The organism is Staphylococcus sp. EG-SA-17, assembly GCF_017151845.1.
GTDB classification, from domain to species: Bacteria; Bacillota; Bacilli; order Staphylococcales; family Staphylococcaceae; genus Staphylococcus; species Staphylococcus aureus.
Genome location: NZ_JACVZO010000023.1, coordinates 24,576 through 42,614, shown reverse-complemented (window position 1 = coordinate 42,614; position 18,039 = coordinate 24,576). Strand labels below are relative to the sequence as shown.

18 protein-coding genes are annotated in these 18,039 nt (G+C 32.6%); 16 read left to right on the top strand and 2 right to left on the bottom strand.

Annotation, left to right across the window (positions count from 1 at the left end; translation table 11 throughout):
• The first annotated feature begins 324 nt into the window (after positions 1–324).
• From capA to cap8P, 16 genes are all read left to right on the top strand, one after another.
• Positions 325–993, top strand: coding sequence for a capsular polysaccharide type 5/8 biosynthesis protein CapA (capA, locus tag IDG65_RS10525; protein ID WP_000446297.1), 669 nt, complete (start codon positions 325–327; stop codon positions 991–993).
• Between the two features lie 15 nt (positions 994–1,008).
• On the top strand, positions 1,009–1,695 hold the full coding sequence (gene cap8B, locus IDG65_RS10520) for a type 8 capsular polysaccharide synthesis protein Cap8B (RefSeq protein ID WP_000037319.1): 687 nt from the start codon (positions 1,009–1,011) through the stop codon (positions 1,693–1,695).
• A gap of 2 nt (positions 1,696–1,697) precedes the next feature.
• Complete coding sequence (gene cap8C, locus IDG65_RS10515; protein WP_000565293.1) at positions 1,698–2,462, top strand: type 8 capsular polysaccharide synthesis protein Cap8C; 765 nt, start codon at positions 1,698–1,700, stop codon at positions 2,460–2,462.
• 19 nt (positions 2,463–2,481) lie between these two features.
• Positions 2,482–4,305, top strand: coding sequence for a type 8 capsular polysaccharide synthesis protein Cap8D (gene cap8D, locus IDG65_RS10510; protein WP_000940774.1), 1,824 nt, complete (start codon positions 2,482–2,484; stop codon positions 4,303–4,305).
• Complete coding sequence (cap8E, locus tag IDG65_RS10505; RefSeq protein WP_000459060.1) at positions 4,295–5,323, top strand: type 8 capsular polysaccharide synthesis protein Cap8E; 1,029 nt, start codon at positions 4,295–4,297, stop codon at positions 5,321–5,323. The genes cap8D and cap8E overlap by 11 nt, the downstream gene beginning before the upstream one ends.
• Positions 5,324–5,335: 12 nt before the next feature.
• Complete coding sequence (gene cap8F / locus IDG65_RS10500) at positions 5,336–6,445, top strand: type 8 capsular polysaccharide synthesis protein Cap8F (RefSeq protein ID WP_001028298.1); 1,110 nt, start codon at positions 5,336–5,338, stop codon at positions 6,443–6,445.
• Between the two features lie 3 nt (positions 6,446–6,448).
• The gene (cap8G, locus tag IDG65_RS10495) at positions 6,449–7,573 is read left to right on the top strand and encodes a type 8 capsular polysaccharide synthesis protein Cap8G (protein ID WP_000413171.1); all 1,125 of its coding nucleotides are present in this window, start codon (positions 6,449–6,451) and stop codon (positions 7,571–7,573) included.
• A 2-nt stretch (positions 7,574–7,575) separates the two neighbouring features.
• Positions 7,576–8,202, top strand: coding sequence for a CatB-related O-acetyltransferase (locus IDG65_RS10490; protein ID WP_001216898.1), 627 nt, complete (start codon positions 7,576–7,578; stop codon positions 8,200–8,202).
• Between the two features lie 4 nt (positions 8,203–8,206).
• Complete coding sequence (locus IDG65_RS10485; protein ID WP_001221645.1) at positions 8,207–9,316, top strand: glycosyltransferase; 1,110 nt, start codon at positions 8,207–8,209, stop codon at positions 9,314–9,316.
• 13 nt (positions 9,317–9,329) lie between these two features.
• Positions 9,330–10,496: an O-antigen ligase family protein gene (locus tag IDG65_RS10480; protein ID WP_000668182.1), complete on the top strand. Its 1,167-nt coding sequence runs from the start codon at positions 9,330–9,332 to the stop codon at positions 10,494–10,496.
• Complete coding sequence (locus IDG65_RS10475; RefSeq protein WP_000239645.1) at positions 10,489–11,694, top strand: capsular polysaccharide biosynthesis protein; 1,206 nt, start codon at positions 10,489–10,491, stop codon at positions 11,692–11,694. Before IDG65_RS10480 ends, IDG65_RS10475 begins: the two co-directional genes overlap by 8 nt.
• Complete coding sequence (cap8L, locus tag IDG65_RS10470; RefSeq protein WP_001291020.1) at positions 11,695–12,900, top strand: type 8 capsular polysaccharide synthesis protein Cap8L; 1,206 nt, start codon at positions 11,695–11,697, stop codon at positions 12,898–12,900.
• Positions 12,901–12,910: 10 nt separating this feature from the next.
• A complete protein-coding gene (cap8M, locus tag IDG65_RS10465) occupies positions 12,911–13,468 on the top strand; it encodes a type 8 capsular polysaccharide synthesis protein Cap8M (RefSeq protein ID WP_000825098.1) in 558 nt (185 codons plus the stop codon).
• Positions 13,468–14,355 carry a capsular polysaccharide type 5/8 biosynthesis epimerase CapN gene (gene capN, locus IDG65_RS10460; RefSeq protein ID WP_001230675.1) on the top strand — a complete coding sequence of 296 codons (888 nt, stop codon included), beginning with the start codon at positions 13,468–13,470 and terminating at the stop codon, positions 14,353–14,355. Before cap8M ends, capN begins: the two co-directional genes overlap by 1 nt.
• Positions 14,356–14,408: 53 nt before the next feature.
• Complete coding sequence (cap8O, locus tag IDG65_RS10455; protein ID WP_000779499.1) at positions 14,409–15,671, top strand: type 8 capsular polysaccharide synthesis protein Cap8O; 1,263 nt, start codon at positions 14,409–14,411, stop codon at positions 15,669–15,671.
• A gap of 76 nt (positions 15,672–15,747) precedes the next feature.
• The gene (cap8P, locus tag IDG65_RS10450) at positions 15,748–16,893 is read left to right on the top strand and encodes a type 8 capsular polysaccharide synthesis protein Cap8P (protein WP_000723440.1); all 1,146 of its coding nucleotides are present in this window, start codon (positions 15,748–15,750) and stop codon (positions 16,891–16,893) included.
• Between the two features lie 64 nt (positions 16,894–16,957).
• On the opposite strand, the gene isdI is transcribed toward cap8P, so the two are convergent.
• Entirely contained in the window at positions 16,958–17,284 is a 327-nt protein-coding gene (isdI, locus tag IDG65_RS10445; RefSeq protein WP_000480603.1) for a staphylobilin-forming heme oxygenase IsdI, read from the bottom strand.
• A gap of 6 nt (positions 17,285–17,290) precedes the next feature.
• The gene (locus IDG65_RS10440; RefSeq protein WP_001237004.1) at positions 17,291–17,674 is read right to left on the bottom strand and encodes a YbaN family protein; all 384 of its coding nucleotides are present in this window, start codon (positions 17,672–17,674) and stop codon (positions 17,291–17,293) included.
• Positions 17,675–18,039 lie beyond the last annotated feature (365 nt).

Sequence of the window (18,039 nt, the reverse complement as noted above, 5' to 3'; positions counted from 1 at the left end):
GTAACCCTTTAGGGTTGCTGGAATAGTAGTGCAGTTGGCTGACTTGTCAGTGCCCTTTTAGGGCTGGCCAGTAAGGAAGGCTTATAGCCGCAGAACAAACCACCCGTTCACACGGGTGGTTTTGATTAAATAAAGAAAATATTAAGATTGATACTCATTTCACAAACTATTACTACTTTAGAGTATAATTATTTTTAATTTCATATAAATGAATATGCGTAAATAATGCGATTTAAAAGTAATTAATTGTTTAAATGGTATGTAATATGTAAATACTATATATATAATACCAATTTTAATGAAAATTTTTAAGGGAGGTAAATAATGGAAAGTACATTAGAATTAACAAAAATTAAAGAAGTATTACAAAAAAACTTGAAAATTTTAATTATTTTACCGCTATTATTTTTAATAATTAGCGCTATTGTTACATTTTTCGTCTTATCACCTAAATATCAAGCTAATACTCAAATCTTAGTGAATCAAACTAAGGGTGACAATCCTCAGTTTATGGCACAAGAGGTTCAAAGTAATATTCAACTTGTAAATACGTATAAAGAAATTGTTAAAAGTCCTAGAATTTTAGATGAAGTGTCAAAGGACTTAAATGATAAGTATTCACCATCTAAATTGTCGAGCATGTTGACAATTACGAATCAAGAAAATACACAACTTATCAACATCCAAGTTAAAAGTGGTCATAAGGAAGATTCGGAAAAAATTGCGAATAGCTTTGCCAAAGTGACAAGTAAACAAATTCCGAAGATTATGAGTGTAGATAACGTATCAATTTTATCTAAAGCAGACGGTACAGCAGTTAAAGTCGCGCCAAAAACTGTAGTGAATCTAATCGGTGCATTCTTTTTAGGATTAGTTGTCGCGCTTATATATATCTTCTTCAAAGTAATTTTCGATAAGCGAATTAAAGATGAAGAAGATGTAGAGAAAGAATTAGGATTGCCTGTATTGGGTTCAATTCAAAAATTTAATTAAGGATGGTTGCTACTTATGTCAAAAAAGGAAAATACGACAACAACACTATTTGTGTATGAAAAACCAAAATCAACAATTAGTGAAAAGTTTCGGGGTATACGTTCAAACATCATGTTTTCAAAAGCAAATGGCGAAGTAAAGCGCTTATTAGTTACTTCTGAAAAACCTGGTGCAGGTAAAAGTACAGTCGTATCCAATGTAGCGATTACGTATGCACAAGCAGGTTATAAAACGTTAATTATCGATGGGGATATGCGTAAGCCAACACAAAACTATATTTTTAATGAACAAAATAATAATGGATTATCGAATTTAATCATTGGTAGAACGACTATGTCAGAAGCTATTACGACGACAGAAATTGATAATTTAGATTTACTAACAGCTGGTCCTGTACCTCCTAATCCAACAGAATTAATTGGTTCTGAAAGATTTAAAGAGTTAGTTGATCTTTTCAATAAACGTTACGACATTATTATTGTCGATACACCGCCAGTTAATACCGTGACTGATGCACAACTATATGCGCGTGCTATTAAAGATAGTCTGTTAGTCATTGATAGTGAAAAAAATGATAAAAATGAAGTTAAAAAAGCTAAAATACTTATGGAAAAAGCAGGCAGTAACATTCTGGGCGTCATTTTAAATAAGGCAAAAGTAGATAAATCTTCTAGTTATTATCACTATTATGGAGATGAATAAGTATGATTGATATTCATAATCATATATTGCCTAATATCGATGACGGTCCGACAAATGAAACAGAGATGCTAGATCTTTTAAAACAAGCGACAACACAAGGTGTTACAGAAATCATTGTAACATCACATCACTTACATCCTCGATATACCACACCTATAGAAAAAGTGAAATCATGTTTAAACCATATTGAAAGCTTAGAGGAAGTACAAGCACTGAATCTAAAGTTTTATTATGGTCAGGAAATAAGAATTACCGATCAAATCCTTAATGATATTGATCGAAAAGTTATTACCGGTATTAATGATTCACGCTATTTACTAATAGAATTTCCATCAAATGAAGTTCCACACTATACTGATCAATTATTTTTCGAATTACAAAGTAAAGGCTTTGTACCGATTATTGCACATCCAGAGCGGAATAAAGCAATAAGTCAAAACCTTGACATACTATACGATTTAATTAACAAAGGTGCTTTAAGTCAAGTGACAACGGCGTCATTAGCGGGTATTTCCGGTAAAAAAATTAGAAAATTAGCAATTCAAATGATTGAAAACAATCTGACACATTTCATCGGTTCAGATGCGCATAACACAGAAATCAGACCGTTCTTAATGAAAGACTTATTTAATGATAAGAAATTACGTGATTATTATGAAGATATGAACGGATTTATTAGTAATGCGAAGTTAGTTGTTGATGATAAAAAAATTCCTAAACGAATGCCACAACAAGATTATAAACAGAAAAGATGGTTTGGGTTATAAACAGCAAATGAGGGGTTTTATGGCACATTTATCTGTGAAATTGCGGCTTTTAATACTAGCATTAATCGATTCACTGATAGTGACATTTTCAGTATTCGTAAGTTATTACATTTTAGAACCGTATTTCAAAACATATTCTGTCAAATTATTAATATTGGCAGCTATATCACTATTCATATCGCATCATATTTCAGCATTTATTTTTAATATGTATCATCGAGCGTGGGAATATGCCAGTGTGAGTGAATTGATTTTAATTGTTAAAGCTGTGACGACATCTATCGTTATTACGATGGTGGTCGTGACAATTGTTACAGGCAATAGACCGTTTTTTAGATTGTATTTAATTACTTGGATGATGCACTTGATTTTAATAGGTGGCTCAAGGTTATTTTGGCGTATTTATCGGAAATACCTTGGAGGTAAGTCATTTAATAAGAAGCCAACTTTAGTTGTTGGTGCTGGCCAAGCAGGTTCAATGCTGATTAGACAAATGTTGAAAAGTGACGAAATGAAACTTGAACCGGTATTAGCAGTCGATGATGACGAACATAAACGCAATATCACAATTACTGAGGGTGTAAAAGTCCAAGGTGAAATTGCGGATATTCCAGAACTAGTGAGGAAATATAAGATTAAAAAAATCATCATTGCAATTCCAACTATTGGTCAAGAGCGTTTGAAAGAAATTAATAATATTTGCCATATGGATGGCGTTGAGTTATTGAAAATGCCAAATATAGAAGACGTCATGTCTGGTGAGTTAGAAGTGAACCAACTTAAAAAAGTTGAAGTAGAAGATTTACTAGGCAGAGATCCTGTTGAATTAGATATGGATATGATATCAAATGAATTGACGAATAAAACTATTTTAGTTACGGGTGCAGGTGGTTCAATAGGATCAGAAATTTGTAGACAAGTTTGTAATTTCTATCCAGAACGTATTATTCTACTTGGCCATGGTGAAAACAGTATTTATTTAATCAATCGTGAATTGCGAAATCGCTTCGGAAAAAATGTTGATATCGTTCCTATTATAGCGGATGTGCAAAATAGAGCGCGTATGTTTGAAATTTTGGAAATGTATAAACCATACGCAGTTTATCATGCAGCAGCACACAAGCACGTGCCGTTAATGGAAGACAACCCTGAAGAAGCAGTACGTAATAATATTTTAGGTACGAAAAATACTGCTGAAGCTGCTAAAAATGCAGAGGTAAAGAAATTCGTTATGATTTCGACGGATAAAGCCGTTAATCCGCCTAATGTCATGGGAGCTTCAAAGCGAATTGCAGAAATGATTATTCAAAGTTTAAATGATGAAACACATCAAACAAATTTTGTTGCAGTGAGATTTGGTAATGTACTTGGATCGAGAGGGTCTGTGATTCCACTTTTCAAAAGTCAAATTGAAGAAGGTGGGCCAGTTACTGTGACACATCCTGAAATGACACGTTACTTTATGACAATTCCTGAAGCTTCTAGACTAGTTTTGCAGGCAGGGGCATTAGCAGAAGGTGGCGAAGTATTTGTGCTAGATATGGGAGAACCAGTGAAAATTGTAGATTTGGCACGTAATTTAATTAAGCTAAGTGGTAAAAAAGAAGACGACATACGCATTACTTATACAGGGATTAGATCCGGCGAAAAAATGTTTGAAGAGCTTATGAATAAAGATGAAGTTCATCCTGAACAAGTATTTGAAAAAATTTATCGTGGCAAAGTACAACATATGAAATGTAATGAAGTTGAAGCCATTATTCAAGACATCGTCAATGACTTTAGTAAAGAAAAAATTATTAACTATGCCAATGGCAAAAAGGGAGATAATTATGTTCGATGACAAAATTTTATTAATTACTGGGGGCACAGGATCATTCGGTAATGCTGTTATGAAACGGTTTTTAGATTCTAATATTAAAGAAATTCGTATTTTTTCACGCGATGAGAAAAAACAAGATGACATTCGAAAAAAATATAATAATTCAAAATTAAAGTTCTACATTGGTGATGTGCGTGATAGTCAAAGTGTAGAAACAGCAATGCGAGATGTTGATTACGTATTCCATGCAGCAGCTTTAAAACAAGTGCCGTCATGTGAATTCTTTCCAGTTGAGGCAGTGAAGACAAATATTATTGGTACAGAAAATGTCTTACAAAGTGCTATTCATCAAAATGTTAAAAAAGTCATATGTTTATCTACAGATAAGGCAGCGTATCCTATTAATGCTATGGGTATTTCGAAAGCAATGATGGAAAAAGTATTCATAGCCAAATCAAGAAATATTCGTAGTGAACAAACGCTTATTTGTGGTACAAGATACGGTAATGTGATGGCTTCAAGAGGATCAGTAATTCCTTTGTTTATCGACAAAATCAAAGCTGGAGAACCTTTAACGATTACAGATCCTGATATGACAAGATTTTTAATGAGTTTAGAAGATGCCGTGGAACTAGTTGTTCATGCATTTAAGCATGCAGAGACAGGCGATATCATGGTTCAAAAAGCACCAAGCTCAACAGTAGGGGATCTTGCGACCGCATTATTAGAATTGTTTGAAGCTGATAATGCAATTGAAATCATTGGTACGCGACATGGAGAGAAAAAAGCAGAAACATTGTTGACGAGAGAAGAATACGCACAATGTGAAGATATGGGTGATTATTTTAGAGTGCCGGCAGACTCCAGAGATTTAAATTATAGTAATTATGTTGAAACCGGTAACGAAAAGATTACGCAATCTTATGAATATAACTCCGATAATACACATATTTTAACGGTGGAAGAGATAAAAGAAAAACTTTTAACACTAGAATATGTTAGAAACGAATTGAACGATTATAAAGCTTCAATGAGATAGGAGAGATTGACGTTGAATATTGTAATTACAGGAGCAAAGGGTTTTGTAGGAAAAAACTTGAAAGCAGATTTAACATCAACGACAGATTATCATATTTTCGAAGTACATCGACAAACTAAAGAGGAAGAATTAGAGTCAGCGTTGTTGAAAGCAGACTTTGTCGTGCATTTAGCAGGTGTTAATCGACCTGAACACGACAAAGAATTCAGCTTAGGAAACGTGAGTTATTTAGATCATGTACTTGATATATTAACTAGAAATAAGAAAAAGCCGGCGATATTATTATCGTCTTCAATACAAGCAACACAAGATAATCCTTATGGTGAGAGTAAGTTGCAAGGGGAACAGCTATTAAGAGAGTATTCCGAAGAGTATGGCAATACGGTTTATATTTATCGATGGCCAAATTTATTCGGTAAGTGGTGTAAGCCGAATTATAACTCAGTGATTGCAACATTTTGTTACAAAATTGCACGTAACGAAGAGATTCAAGTTAATGATCGGAATGTTGAACTGACGCTAAACTACGTGGATGATATCGTCGCTGAAATAAAACGTGCTATTGAAGGAACTCCAACGATTGAAAATGGTGTACCTACAGTACCAAACGTATTTAAAGTGACATTGGGAGAAATTGTAGATTTATTATACAAGTTCAAACAGTCACGTCTCGATCGAACATTGCCGAAATTAGATAACTTGTTTGAAAAAGATTTGTATAGTACGTATTTAAGCTATCTACCTAGTACAGACTTTAGTTATCCCTTACTTATGAATGTGGATGATAGGGGTTCTTTTACAGAATTTATAAAAACACCGGATCGTGGTCAAGTTTCTGTAAATATTTCTAAACCAGGTATTACTAAAGGTAATCACTGGCATCATACTAAAAACGAAAAATTTCTAGTCGTATCAGGTAAAGGGGTAATTCGTTTTAGACATGTTAATGATGATGAAATCATTGAATATTACGTTTCTGGCGACAAATTAGAAGTTGTAGACATACCAGTAGGATACACACATAATATTGAAAATTTAGGCGACACAGATATGGTAACTATTATGTGGGTGAATGAAATGTTTGATCCAAATCAGCCAGATACGTATTTCTTGGAGGTATAGCGCATGGAAAAACTGAAATTAATGACAATAGTTGGTACAAGGCCTGAAATCATTCGTTTATCATCAACGATTAAAGCATGTGATCAATATTTTAATCAGATATTAGTACACACTGGTCAAAATTATGATTATACATTGAATCAAATTTTCTTTGATGATTTGGAATTAAGACAACCGGACCACTACTTAGAGGCAGTTGGAAGTAACCTTGGAGAAACGATGGGGAATATTATTGCGAAGACATATGACGTTTTATTACGCGAACAACCAGATGCACTTTTAATTCTTGGTGATACAAATAGTTGTTTAGCAGCAGTATCTGCTAAACGATTAAAAATTCCTGTATTCCACATGGAAGCGGGTAATAGATGCTTTGATCAGAATGTACCTGAAGAAATCAATCGTAAAATTGTTGACCATGTCAGTGATGTGAATCTACCTTATACGGAACATAGCAGACGTTATCTATTAGATGAAGGCTTCAATAAAGCGAATATCTTTGTGACAGGATCACCGATGACAGAAGTGATAGAAGCGCATCGAGATAAAATTAATCACAGTGACGTTTTAAATAAACTAGGATTAGAACCGCAACAATACATTTTAGTATCTGCGCATAGAGAAGAGAATATCGATAATGAAAAGAATTTTAAATCATTAATGAATGCGATAAATGATATTGCCAAAAAGTATAAAATGCCTGTGATTTATTCAACGCATCCAAGAAGTTGGAAGAAAATTGAAGAAAGTAAATTTGAATTTGATCCACTAGTTAAACAGTTAAAGCCATTTGGTTTCTTTGATTATAATGCATTGCAAAAAGATGCATTTGTTGTGCTATCAGATAGTGGAACATTGTCAGAAGAGTCGTCTATTTTGAAGTTCCCTGGTGTCCTTATTCGAACTTCCACAGAAAGACCGGAAGTACTAGATAAAGGTACGGTTATTGTAGGTGGTATTACCTATAACAATCTAATCCAATCCGTTGAACTAGCAAGAGAGATGCAAAACAATAACGAACCGATGATTGATGCTATTGATTATAAAGACACTAATGTTTCGACAAAGGTAGTTAAAATTATTCAAAGCTATAAAGATATTATCAATCGAAATACTTGGAGGAAATGACGATGAGGATAGCGATTGAAAAGATAATTGGTTTGCTGAAAAACCAGTCCTCTAAAGAATCGAATGTTAAGATTCATCGCTTGGCGTATATTACAAACTCAAAATTTGATGGCAATAACTATATAGATAGATGGTGTAAAATCAGGAATTCTCACATTGGTGAATACAGTTATATTGGATTTGGTAGTGATTTTAATAATGTAGAAGTAGGAAGATATTGTTCGATATCTTCGGATGTAAAAATTGGGTTAGGAAAACATCCTACACACTTTTTTAGCTCATCACCGATTTTTTATTCTAATAATAATCCATTTAACATAAAGCAAAAGTTTATAGACTTTAATGACCAACCAAGCCGTACAACAATTAAAAATGATGTGTGGATTGGTGCAAATGTAATTATTATGGATGGATTAACAATAAATACTGGTGCAGTCATAGCAGCCGGCTCAGTTGTTACTAAAAATGTAGGAGCATATGAGGTTGTTGGTGGGGTTCCTGCAAAAGTGATTAAGAAGCGATTTGACAATAAAACAATTGAAAAACTTTTGGAAAGCAAGTGGTGGGAGAAAACGCCTGACAAACTAAAAGGATTTTCGGTTGAATATTTAAATAAAAAGGATACTTAATGATATGAGAATTTTAAATATTGTATCGAGTAATATTGTTCAAGACCCAAGGGTACTTAAACAAATAGAAACAATTAAAGGCGTTACGAATGATTATAAAATTGTTGGAATGAATAATTCACAAGCTACTAATAAGCGATTGGAAAATTTAGATTGTAATTATCGTTTGTTAGGTAGCAAGGTAGATCCAAAAAATATTCTTTCTAAATTAATTAAGCGTATAAGATTTGCAACAGGTGTTATCCGAGAAATTAAAGCTTATAAACCTGACGTGATACATGCAAATGATTTCGACGTATTATTAATGGTCTATTTAAGCAATTATAAAAAAGCTAATATTGTTTATGATGCGCATGAAATATATGCGAAAAATGCCTTTATTAATAAAGTTCCACTTATTTCAAAGTTTGTAGAAAGTATAGAAAAACACATTGTAAAACATCGTGTTAATGCCTTCGTAACAGTAAGTCATGCAGCAAAAGAATATTATCAATCTAAAGGATATAAGAAGGAAGCGAATGTTATTACGAATGCACCTATTTTAAATGATAGCAGAGAATTTAAAGAAATCGAAAACTTTAAATCAATCGTATATCAAGGTCAAATTGTAATGGACAGAGGATATGAAGAGTTTATTATAGCTTCATCAGCTTTTAAACAAAATGCCCCTTCATTCATAATTCGAGGGTTTGGTCCGCATGAAGAAGTGATAAAAGAACTGATTAGTTATAACCCGGAAAATATTAGGTTGGATAAACCAGTTGAAGTAAAAGAATTGGTTGATAAGTTAGCAGAAAGTAATGTTGGTGTTGTCTTGACGAAACCTGTATCTATTAATTTTGAATATACAGTATCTAATAAAATTTTTGAATGTATACATGCTGGTTTACCAGTAATTTTATCTCCTGTCAAAGAGCATATTTATCTCAATGAAAAATATAAATTTGGCATTGTTCTAAAGGAAGTTACGCCGTTAGAAATTGAAAAGGCGGTTAGAAAATTAAGAGATAATCACGATTTGTTTAATCATTTACGTCAAAATGCAATTAAGGCGTCTAAAATTTTGAATTGGCAAATAGAAAGTGAACGATTAGTAAAATTATATAAATTTTAAAGAGAGGTAAACTATGAAATTTTTTGTACTTTGTGCAATTATCAGCATGAACATATTTATAGTAATCTCTACATTTACTAAAGAAGTATTAGGGTTCCCTATAGAGCCGGTGTATTACTCAACCATGGTTGGTATAGCATTAATTACTACGGTGTTTGCTATTTATAAGATAATTGTCACGCAAGAAATTCCGCGAGGGTTAATATTATTAATTGCTATATGTTTGCTTTATCTAGCTTTTTATTATTTTTCACCAGATAAGGAAGAGAAACTAGCTAAAAATAATATTCTATTCTTTTTAACATGGGCAGTTCCAGCGGCAATTAGTGGTATTTATATTAAATATATAAACAAGGCTACGGTAGAAAGATTTTTTAAATTAGTATTTTTCATATTTTCTGTTTCATTTATTTTTGTAATTTTAATACCAAAACTTACAGGTGAGATACCTAGCTATATCAATTTTGGACTTATGAACTATCAAAACGCTTCGTACCTTTCAGCATTTACTGCCGGATTAGGCATTTATTTCATTATGAAAGGTTCAGTGAAACATAAGTGGATATATGTTCTATTTACAATAATTGATATCCCTATTGTGTTTATACCAGGAGGGCGTGGAGGTGCTATTTTATTAATTCTTTACGGCTTATTTGCATTTATACTTATTACGTTTAAAAGAGGAATACCTATTGCAGTAAAAAGCATTATGTATATTTCTGCATTAAGCATATCTAGTGTATTGATTTACTTTCTTTTTACAAAAGGTTCGAATACTAGAACATTTTCATATCTACAAGGTGGAACACTTAATTTAGAAGGTACTTCTGGAAGAGGACCGATTTATGAAAAAGGTATTTACTTTATTCAACAAAGTCCGTTATTAGGCTATGGGCCATTTAACTATTATAAACTAATCGGAAATATACCACATAACATCATTATTGAGTTGATTCTATCATTTGGCTTATTAGGGTTTTTTATCATAATGATTTGCATTTTGCTACTAGTTTATAAAATGATTAGGAACTATGATCCAAACACTATAGATTTACTCGTTATGTTTATAGCAATCTATCCAATCACATTATTAATGTTTAGTTCAAATTATTTAGTTGTAAGTGAATTTTGGTTTGTGTTGTTCTATTTTATTACAAAAGGACGGCGTCATCATGGTTAAGAAAGTTTTTATTATGGATAGTGTAAAGACAATAATTGGTACGTTGCTTATAGCTTTAGGATTACAATTTTTAGCTTATCCAATTATTAATCAACGAGTAGGTAATGAAGCGTTTGGTTCTATTTTAACGATTTATACAATAATAACAATCACGAGTGTTGTATTAGGCAATACGCTTAACAATATACGATTGATTAATATGAATCTATACAAATCCAATCATTACTACTGGAAATTTGTGTTGATACTTTTAATTTCAATTCTGATTGAGAGTATAGCTTTAATTATTGTATTTCTTTACTTTTTTAATTTGAACACCATCGATATTATCTTTTTAATTCTACTTAATATTTTAATGTGCTTAAGGATTTATCTGAATGTATTTTTTAGGATGACTTTAAAATATAATCAGATTTTGTATATTGCTCTTATTCAATTTTTAGGTTTGTTGATAGGACTACTTCTATATTATTTAACCCAAAACTGGATTGTTTGTTTTATTACCAGTGAATTGTTTGCAACGATATATACATTGGTTAAATTACGGGGATTAACTATAGGCGCGTATCAAAGTGAAGATAATAATGTGGTAAAAGATTATGTGATGCTACTGAGTACAAATAGCCTTAATAATTTGAATCTCTACTTAGATAGATTAATCTTATTACCAATTATAGGTGGAACAGCTGTAACTATATCATTTCTTTCAACATTTATTGGGAAAATGTTAGCTACATTTCTGTATCCGATTAATAATGTAGTGCTTTCACATATTTCTGTAAATGAAAGTGACAATATAAAGAAACAATATTTGAAAACTAATCTATTTGCTATAGCTGCCCTATGTTTAGTCATGATTATATGTTATCCAATTACAATAATTATTGTCTCTTTACTGTATAACATTGATTCAAGTTTATATTCGAAGTTTATTATTTTAGGTAATATAGGTGTTTTATTCAATGCAGTGAGTATTATGATCCAAACTTTAAATACAAAACACGCATCAATAACATTACAAGCGAATTATATGACGTTTCACACGATTACATTTATATTCATAACTATTTTAATGACAATTGCGTTTGGTCTAAATGGATTCTTTTGGACAACGCTGTTCAGCAACATTATTAAGTATGTGATTTTAAATATTATAGGTTTAAAGTCTAAATTCATTAATAAAAAGGACGTCGATTAGATGAGTGAAAAAAAGATTTTGATTTTATGTCAGTATTTTTATCCGGAATATGTATCTTCTGCGACGTTACCAACTCAATTGGCGGAAGATTTAATTGCGAATCACATTAATGTCGATGTCATGTGTGGATGGCCATATGAATATAGTAATCATAAACAGGTTTCTAAAACCGAGATGCATCGTGGTATTCGCATTCGACGTCTCAAGTATTCGAGGTTTAATAACAAAAGTAAGGTTGGAAGGATCATCAATTTCTTTAGTTTATTTTCAAAATTCGTGATTAATATACCTAAAATGTTGAAATATGATCAGATTCTTGTTTACTCTAATCCACCAATCTTGCCATTAATACCAGACGTTTTACACAGACTGCTTAAGAAAAAATATTCTTTTGTGGTGTATGATATAGCACCTGATAATGCGATTAAGACAGGTGCAACTCGTCCAGGTAGCATGATTGATAAGCTGATGCGTTACATTAATAGACATGTCTACAAGAATGCTGAAAATGTCATTGTCCTTGGTACGGAAATGAAAAACTACTTACTAAATCATCAAATTTCTAAAAATGCTGACAATATCCATGTGATTCCTAACTGGTATGACATGCGTCAATTACAAGACAATCGTATCTATAATGACACATTTAAAGCTTACCGTGAGCAATACGACAAAATTTTATTGTATAGCGGTAATATGGGGCAGTTACAGGATATGGAGACACTTATCTCATTTTTAAAATTAAATAAGGATCAGCCTCAAACGTTAACAATACTTTGTGGTCATGGTAAGAAATTTGCAGATGTCAAAACGGCAATAGAAGACCATCGTATTGAAAATGTTAAAATGTTTGAGTTTTTAACAGGTACAGACTATGCTGACGTATTAAAAATTGCGGATGTATGTATTGCATCGCTGATTAAAGAAGGCGTCGGTTTAGGCGTGCCGAGCAAGAATTATGGCTACCTTGCAGCTAAGAAACCGTTGGTACTCATCATGGATAAGCAATCTGATATCGTTCAACATGTTGAACAATATGATGCGGGTATCCAAATTGATAATGGCGATGCACATGCCATTTATAACTTCATCAACACTCACTCGAGTAAGGAATTGCACGAGATGGGTGAGCGCGCACATCAACTGTTTAAAGATAAATATACGAGAGAAATTAATACTATGAAGTATTACAATCTGTTGAAGTGAGGAGATAATTATGAAGCGATTATTCGATGTAGTGAGTTCAATATATGGTTTAGTAGTTTTAAGTCCGATTCTGTTAATTACAGCATTACTAATTAAAATGGAATCACCTGGACCAGCCATTTTCAAACAAAAAAGACCGACGATTAATAATGAATTGTTTAATATTTATAAGTTTAGATCAATGAAAATAGACACACCTAATGTTGCAACTGATTTAATGGATTCAACATCGTATATAACAAAGACAGGGAAGGTCATTCGTAAGACCTCTATTGATGAATTGCCACAATTATTGAATGTTTTAAAAGGAGAAATGTCAATTGTAGGTCCTAGACCAGCGCTTTATAATCAATACGAATTAATCGAAAAACGTACAAAAGCGAACGTGCATACGATTAGACCAGGTGTGACAGGACTAGCTCAAGTGATGGGGAGAGATGATATTACTGATGATCAAAAAGTAGCGTATGATCATTATTACTTAACACATCAATCTATGATGCTTGATATGTATATCATATATAAAACAATTAAAAATATCGTTACTTCAGAAGGTGTGCATCACTAATGAGAAAAAATATTTTAATTACAGGCGTACATGGATATATCGGTAATGCTTTAAAAGATAAGCTTATTGAACAAGGACATCAAGTAGATCAAATTAATGTTAGGAATCAATTATGGAAGTCGACCTCGTTCAAAGATTATGATGTTTTAATTCATACAGCAGCTTTGGTTCACAACAATTCACCTCAAGCAAGGCTATCTGATTATATGCAAGTGAATATGTTGCTTACGAAACAATTGGCACAAAAGGCTAAAGCTGAAGACGTTAAACAATTTATTTTTATGAGTACTATGGCAGTTTATGGAAAAGAAGGTCAGGTTGGTAAATCAGATCAAATTGATACACAAACACCAATGAACCCTACGACCAATTATGGTATTTCCAAAAAGTTCGCTGAACAAGCATTACAAGAGTTGATTAGTGATTCGTTTAAAGTAGCAATTGTGAGACCACCAATGATTTATGGTGCACATTGCCCAGGAAATTTCCAACGGTTAATGCAATTGTCAAAGCGATTGCCAATCATTCCAAATATTAACAATCAGCGCAGTGCATTATATATTAAACATCTGACAGCATTTATTGATCAATTAATATCATTAGAAGTGACAGGCGTGTATCATCCTCAAGATAGTTTTTACTTTGATACATCGTCAGTAATGTATGAAATACGTCGCCAATCACATCATAAAACGGTATTGATCAACATGCCTTCAATGCTAAATAAGTATTTTAATAAGTTGTTGGTCTTTAGAAAATTATTCGGCAATTTAATATACAGCAATACGTTATATGAAAATAATAATGCACTTGAAGTTATTCCTGGAAAAATGTCACTTGTTATTGCGGACATCATGGATGAAACGACAACCAAAGATAAGGCATAAGTCATCTATTAAATAAAATCAACATACAAATCGTTTTATTTGGAGGTTATAGTATGAAGTTAACAGTAGTTGGCTTAGGTTATATTGGTTTACCAACATCAATTATGTTTGCAAAGCATGGCGTCGATGTGCTTGGTGTTGATATTAATCAGCAAACGATTGATAAGTTACAAAGTGGTCAAATTAGTATTGAAGAACCTGGATTACAAGAGGTTTATGAAGAGGTACTGTCATCGGGAAAATTGAAGGTATCTACAACGCCAGAAGCATCTGATGTTTTTATCATTGCCGTTCCGACGCCGAATAATGATGATCAGTACCGGTCATGTGACATTTCGCTAGTTATGCATGCATTAGATAGTATTTTACCATTTTTAGAAAAAGGAAATACCATTATTGTAGAGTCGACAATTGCGCCTAAAACGATGGATGATTTTGTAAAACCGGTCATTGAAAATTTAGGGTTTACAATAGGTGAAGATATTTATTTAGTACATTGTCCAGAACGTGTACTGCCAGGAAAAATTTTAGAAGAATTAGTTCATAACAATCGCATCATTGGCGGTGTGACTAAAGCTTGTATTGAAGCGGGTAAACGTGTCTATCGCACATTCGTTCAGGGAGAAATGATTGAAACAGATGCACGTACTGCTGAAATGAGTAAGCTAATGGAAAACACATATAGAGACGTGAACATTTCTTTAGCTAATGAATTAACAAAAATTTGCAATAACTTAAATATTAATGTATTAGATGTGATTGAAATGGCAAACAAACATCCGCGTGTTAATATCCATCAACCTGGTCCAGGTGTAGGCGGTCATTGTTTAGCTGTTGATCCGTACTTTATTATTGCTAAAGACCCTGAAAATGCAAAGTTAATTCAAACTGGACGTGAAATTAATAATTCAATGCCGGCCTATGTTGTTGATACAACGAAACAAATCATTAAAGCGTTGAGCGGGAATAAAGTCACAGTATTTGGTTTAACTTATAAAGGTGATGTTGATGATATAAGAGAATCACCAGCATTTGATATTTATGAGCTATTAAATCAAGAACCAGACATAGAAGTATGTGCTTATGATCCACATGTTGCATTAGATTTTGTAGAACATGATATGTCACATGCTGTCAAAGACGCATCGCTAGTATTGATTTTAAGTGACCACTCAGAATTTAAAAATTTATCGGACAGTCATTTTGATAAAATGAAGCATAAAGTGATTTTTGATACAAAAAATGTTGTGAAATCATCATTTGAAGATGTATCGTATTATAATTATGGCAATATATTTAATTTTATCGACAAATAAAATGTGTCAAACTAGGGCATACATGATTAAGGAAAGATAAGCTGTTATGTGTTTGAACTTCAGAGAGGATAATGTTATGAAAAAAATTATGGTTATTTTCGGTACGAGACCCGAAGCAATAAAAATGGCACCATTAGTAAAAGAAATTGATCATAATGGGAACTTTGAAGCGAACATTGTGATTACAGCACAACATAGAGATATGTTAGATAGTGTGTTAAGTATATTTGATATTCAAGCTGATCATGATTTAAATATTATGCAAGATCAACAAACGTTAGCGGACCTTACCGCGAATACGCTTGCTAAACTTGATAGCATCATTAATGAGGAACAGCCGGATATGATTTTAGTACATGGTGATACTACAACGACTTTTGTAGGAAGTTTGGCAGCATTTTATCATCAAATTCCGGTCGGACATGTAGAAGCCGGACTTCGAACACATCAGAAATACTCGCCATTTCCTGAAGAGTTAAATCGAGTCATGGTAAGTAATATTGCTGAATTGAATTTTGCACCAACAGTAATTGCAGCTAAAAATTTACTTTTTGAAAACAAAGACAAAGAGAGTATCTTTATTACTGGAAATACAGTTATTGACGCATTGTCAACAACAGTTCAAAATGATTTTGTTTCAACGATTATTAATAAACATAAAGGCAAGAAAGTTATTTTACTAACAGCGCATCGTCGTGAAAATATTGGGGAACCGATGCATCAGATTTTTAAAGCAGTAAGAGATTTGGCAGATGAATATAAAGATGTTGTCTTCATTTATCCAATGCATCGTAATCCAAAGGTAAGAGCGATTGCCGAAAAATATTTATCTGGGAGAAATCGGATTGAATTAATTGAGCCATTAGATGCGATTGAGTTCCATAATTTTACAAATCAATCGTACCTCGTGCTGACAGATTCTGGTGGTATTCAAGAGGAGGCTCCTACATTTGGAAAACCTGTGTTGGTATTAAGGAATCATACAGAGCGTCCCGAAGGCGTTGAGGCGGGAACATCGAGAGTAATTGGCACAGATTATGACAATATTGTTCGAAATGTGAAACAATTGATTGAGGATGATGAAGCGTATCAACGTATGAGTCAAGCGAATAATCCATATGGTGATGGACAAGCATCACAACGTATTTGTGAAGCAATAGAATATTATTTTGGATTGCGCTCAGACAAGCCGGATGAATTCATACCTTTACGTCACAAATAATAAAAAACCCCTAATCATGAAGTTGGTTTAGACAACCAGCGGTGACTAGGGGTTTTTAATATATTTATTTTTGATAGTGGTAGCCAATATCATATTTGAATACTTTATTTGATAATATTGGACTTTGCTGTCCATCGTCATCACTTTTTAAACGTACATTTTTATGAGCTTCTTTAAATACATCGGAATTCAACCAATTATTAAAGCTATCTTCAGATTCCCAAATAGTTAAGATTTTAACTTCGTCTGTATCCTCGGTATTTAATGTTTTAGTGACAAACATTTGTTGGAAGCCTTCAATAGTTTCAATACCTTGTCTATTGTAAAAACGTTCAATCGTTTCTTCCGCACTGCCTTTTTGTAATTGTAATCTATTTTCTGCCATAAACATGGGCAATCACTCCTCTATTTTATGATTTGATTTGGGTAATGTTTTTACAAATGTAAAGAGTACAGCGGTCTGTATGATAACCATGATGATTAATCCTACACGGACTGCAAGAACATCCACCATATAAATTGAAAAACCTATTACAATGTATAAGCTAATTAAAATTTTAATTTTCTGTTGTAGCGTGTAGCCTCGATGTAAATAAAAGTTTTCTACATATTCTTTATAAATTTTTTGATTAATAAGCCAATTGTAAAAGCGATCTGAACTTCGAGCAAAACAAAAAACTGCTACGAGTAAAAAAGGGGTCGTTGGCAGTAAAGGTAATACGGCACCTGCAATACCAAGCGCTGTAAATATTAAGCCAATGACGATTAAAATAAGTCGCATTGAAAAAACTCCATTCTAGTACTATTGCGCATGTAATATTATTTTAGTAATATAACTCATGCTAAATATAATGTGTATGATAAGTGCAATGACTCAGTAAAATGAAACGTTGTTGAATTATCCTTGTCCCATTAACGCGTTTTAAGCGCGCTTTCATAACAACTAAACTATTTAATGAGAATTATTCTCAAGTATTATAGTTATATTATGTGTTTTATTTTTGAAAAGTGCAATATGTTTTCGAAAATAAGATTATTTTTATGTGCAAAAACGACGCAAAAGTTTTAAAAATGAGACTTCTGTGAGCTGATTATTTTATAAAATGTAAACGCTTACTATATAATGTGAATCATATCGTTTAAAAG

Coding starts and splice junctions, on each gene's coding strand:
- IDG65_RS10440 (WP_001237004.1), bottom strand. CDS start 17,674: ATGCGACTTATTTTAATCGTCATTGGCTTAATATTTACAGCGCTTGGT.
- cap8C (WP_000565293.1), top strand. CDS start 1,698: ATGATTGATATTCATAATCATATATTGCCTAATATCGATGACGGTCCG.
- cap8E (WP_000459060.1), top strand. CDS start 4,295: ATGTTCGATGACAAAATTTTATTAATTACTGGGGGCACAGGATCATTC.
- cap8P (WP_000723440.1), top strand. CDS start 15,748: ATGAAAAAAATTATGGTTATTTTCGGTACGAGACCCGAAGCAATAAAA.
- cap8L (WP_001291020.1), top strand. CDS start 11,695: ATGAGTGAAAAAAAGATTTTGATTTTATGTCAGTATTTTTATCCGGAA.
- cap8G (WP_000413171.1), top strand. CDS start 6,449: ATGGAAAAACTGAAATTAATGACAATAGTTGGTACAAGGCCTGAAATC.
- isdI (WP_000480603.1), bottom strand. CDS start 17,284: ATGTTTATGGCAGAAAATAGATTACAATTACAAAAAGGCAGTGCGGAA.
- cap8D (WP_000940774.1), top strand. CDS start 2,482: ATGGCACATTTATCTGTGAAATTGCGGCTTTTAATACTAGCATTAATC.
- IDG65_RS10475 (WP_000239645.1), top strand. CDS start 10,489: ATGGTTAAGAAAGTTTTTATTATGGATAGTGTAAAGACAATAATTGGT.
- IDG65_RS10485 (WP_001221645.1), top strand. CDS start 8,207: ATGAGAATTTTAAATATTGTATCGAGTAATATTGTTCAAGACCCAAGG.
- capA (WP_000446297.1), top strand. CDS start 325: ATGGAAAGTACATTAGAATTAACAAAAATTAAAGAAGTATTACAAAAA.
- cap8O (WP_000779499.1), top strand. CDS start 14,409: ATGAAGTTAACAGTAGTTGGCTTAGGTTATATTGGTTTACCAACATCA.
- capN (WP_001230675.1), top strand. CDS start 13,468: ATGAGAAAAAATATTTTAATTACAGGCGTACATGGATATATCGGTAAT.
- IDG65_RS10490 (WP_001216898.1), top strand. CDS start 7,576: ATGAGGATAGCGATTGAAAAGATAATTGGTTTGCTGAAAAACCAGTCC.
- cap8B (WP_000037319.1), top strand. CDS start 1,009: ATGTCAAAAAAGGAAAATACGACAACAACACTATTTGTGTATGAAAAA.
- IDG65_RS10480 (WP_000668182.1), top strand. CDS start 9,330: ATGAAATTTTTTGTACTTTGTGCAATTATCAGCATGAACATATTTATA.
- cap8M (WP_000825098.1), top strand. CDS start 12,911: ATGAAGCGATTATTCGATGTAGTGAGTTCAATATATGGTTTAGTAGTT.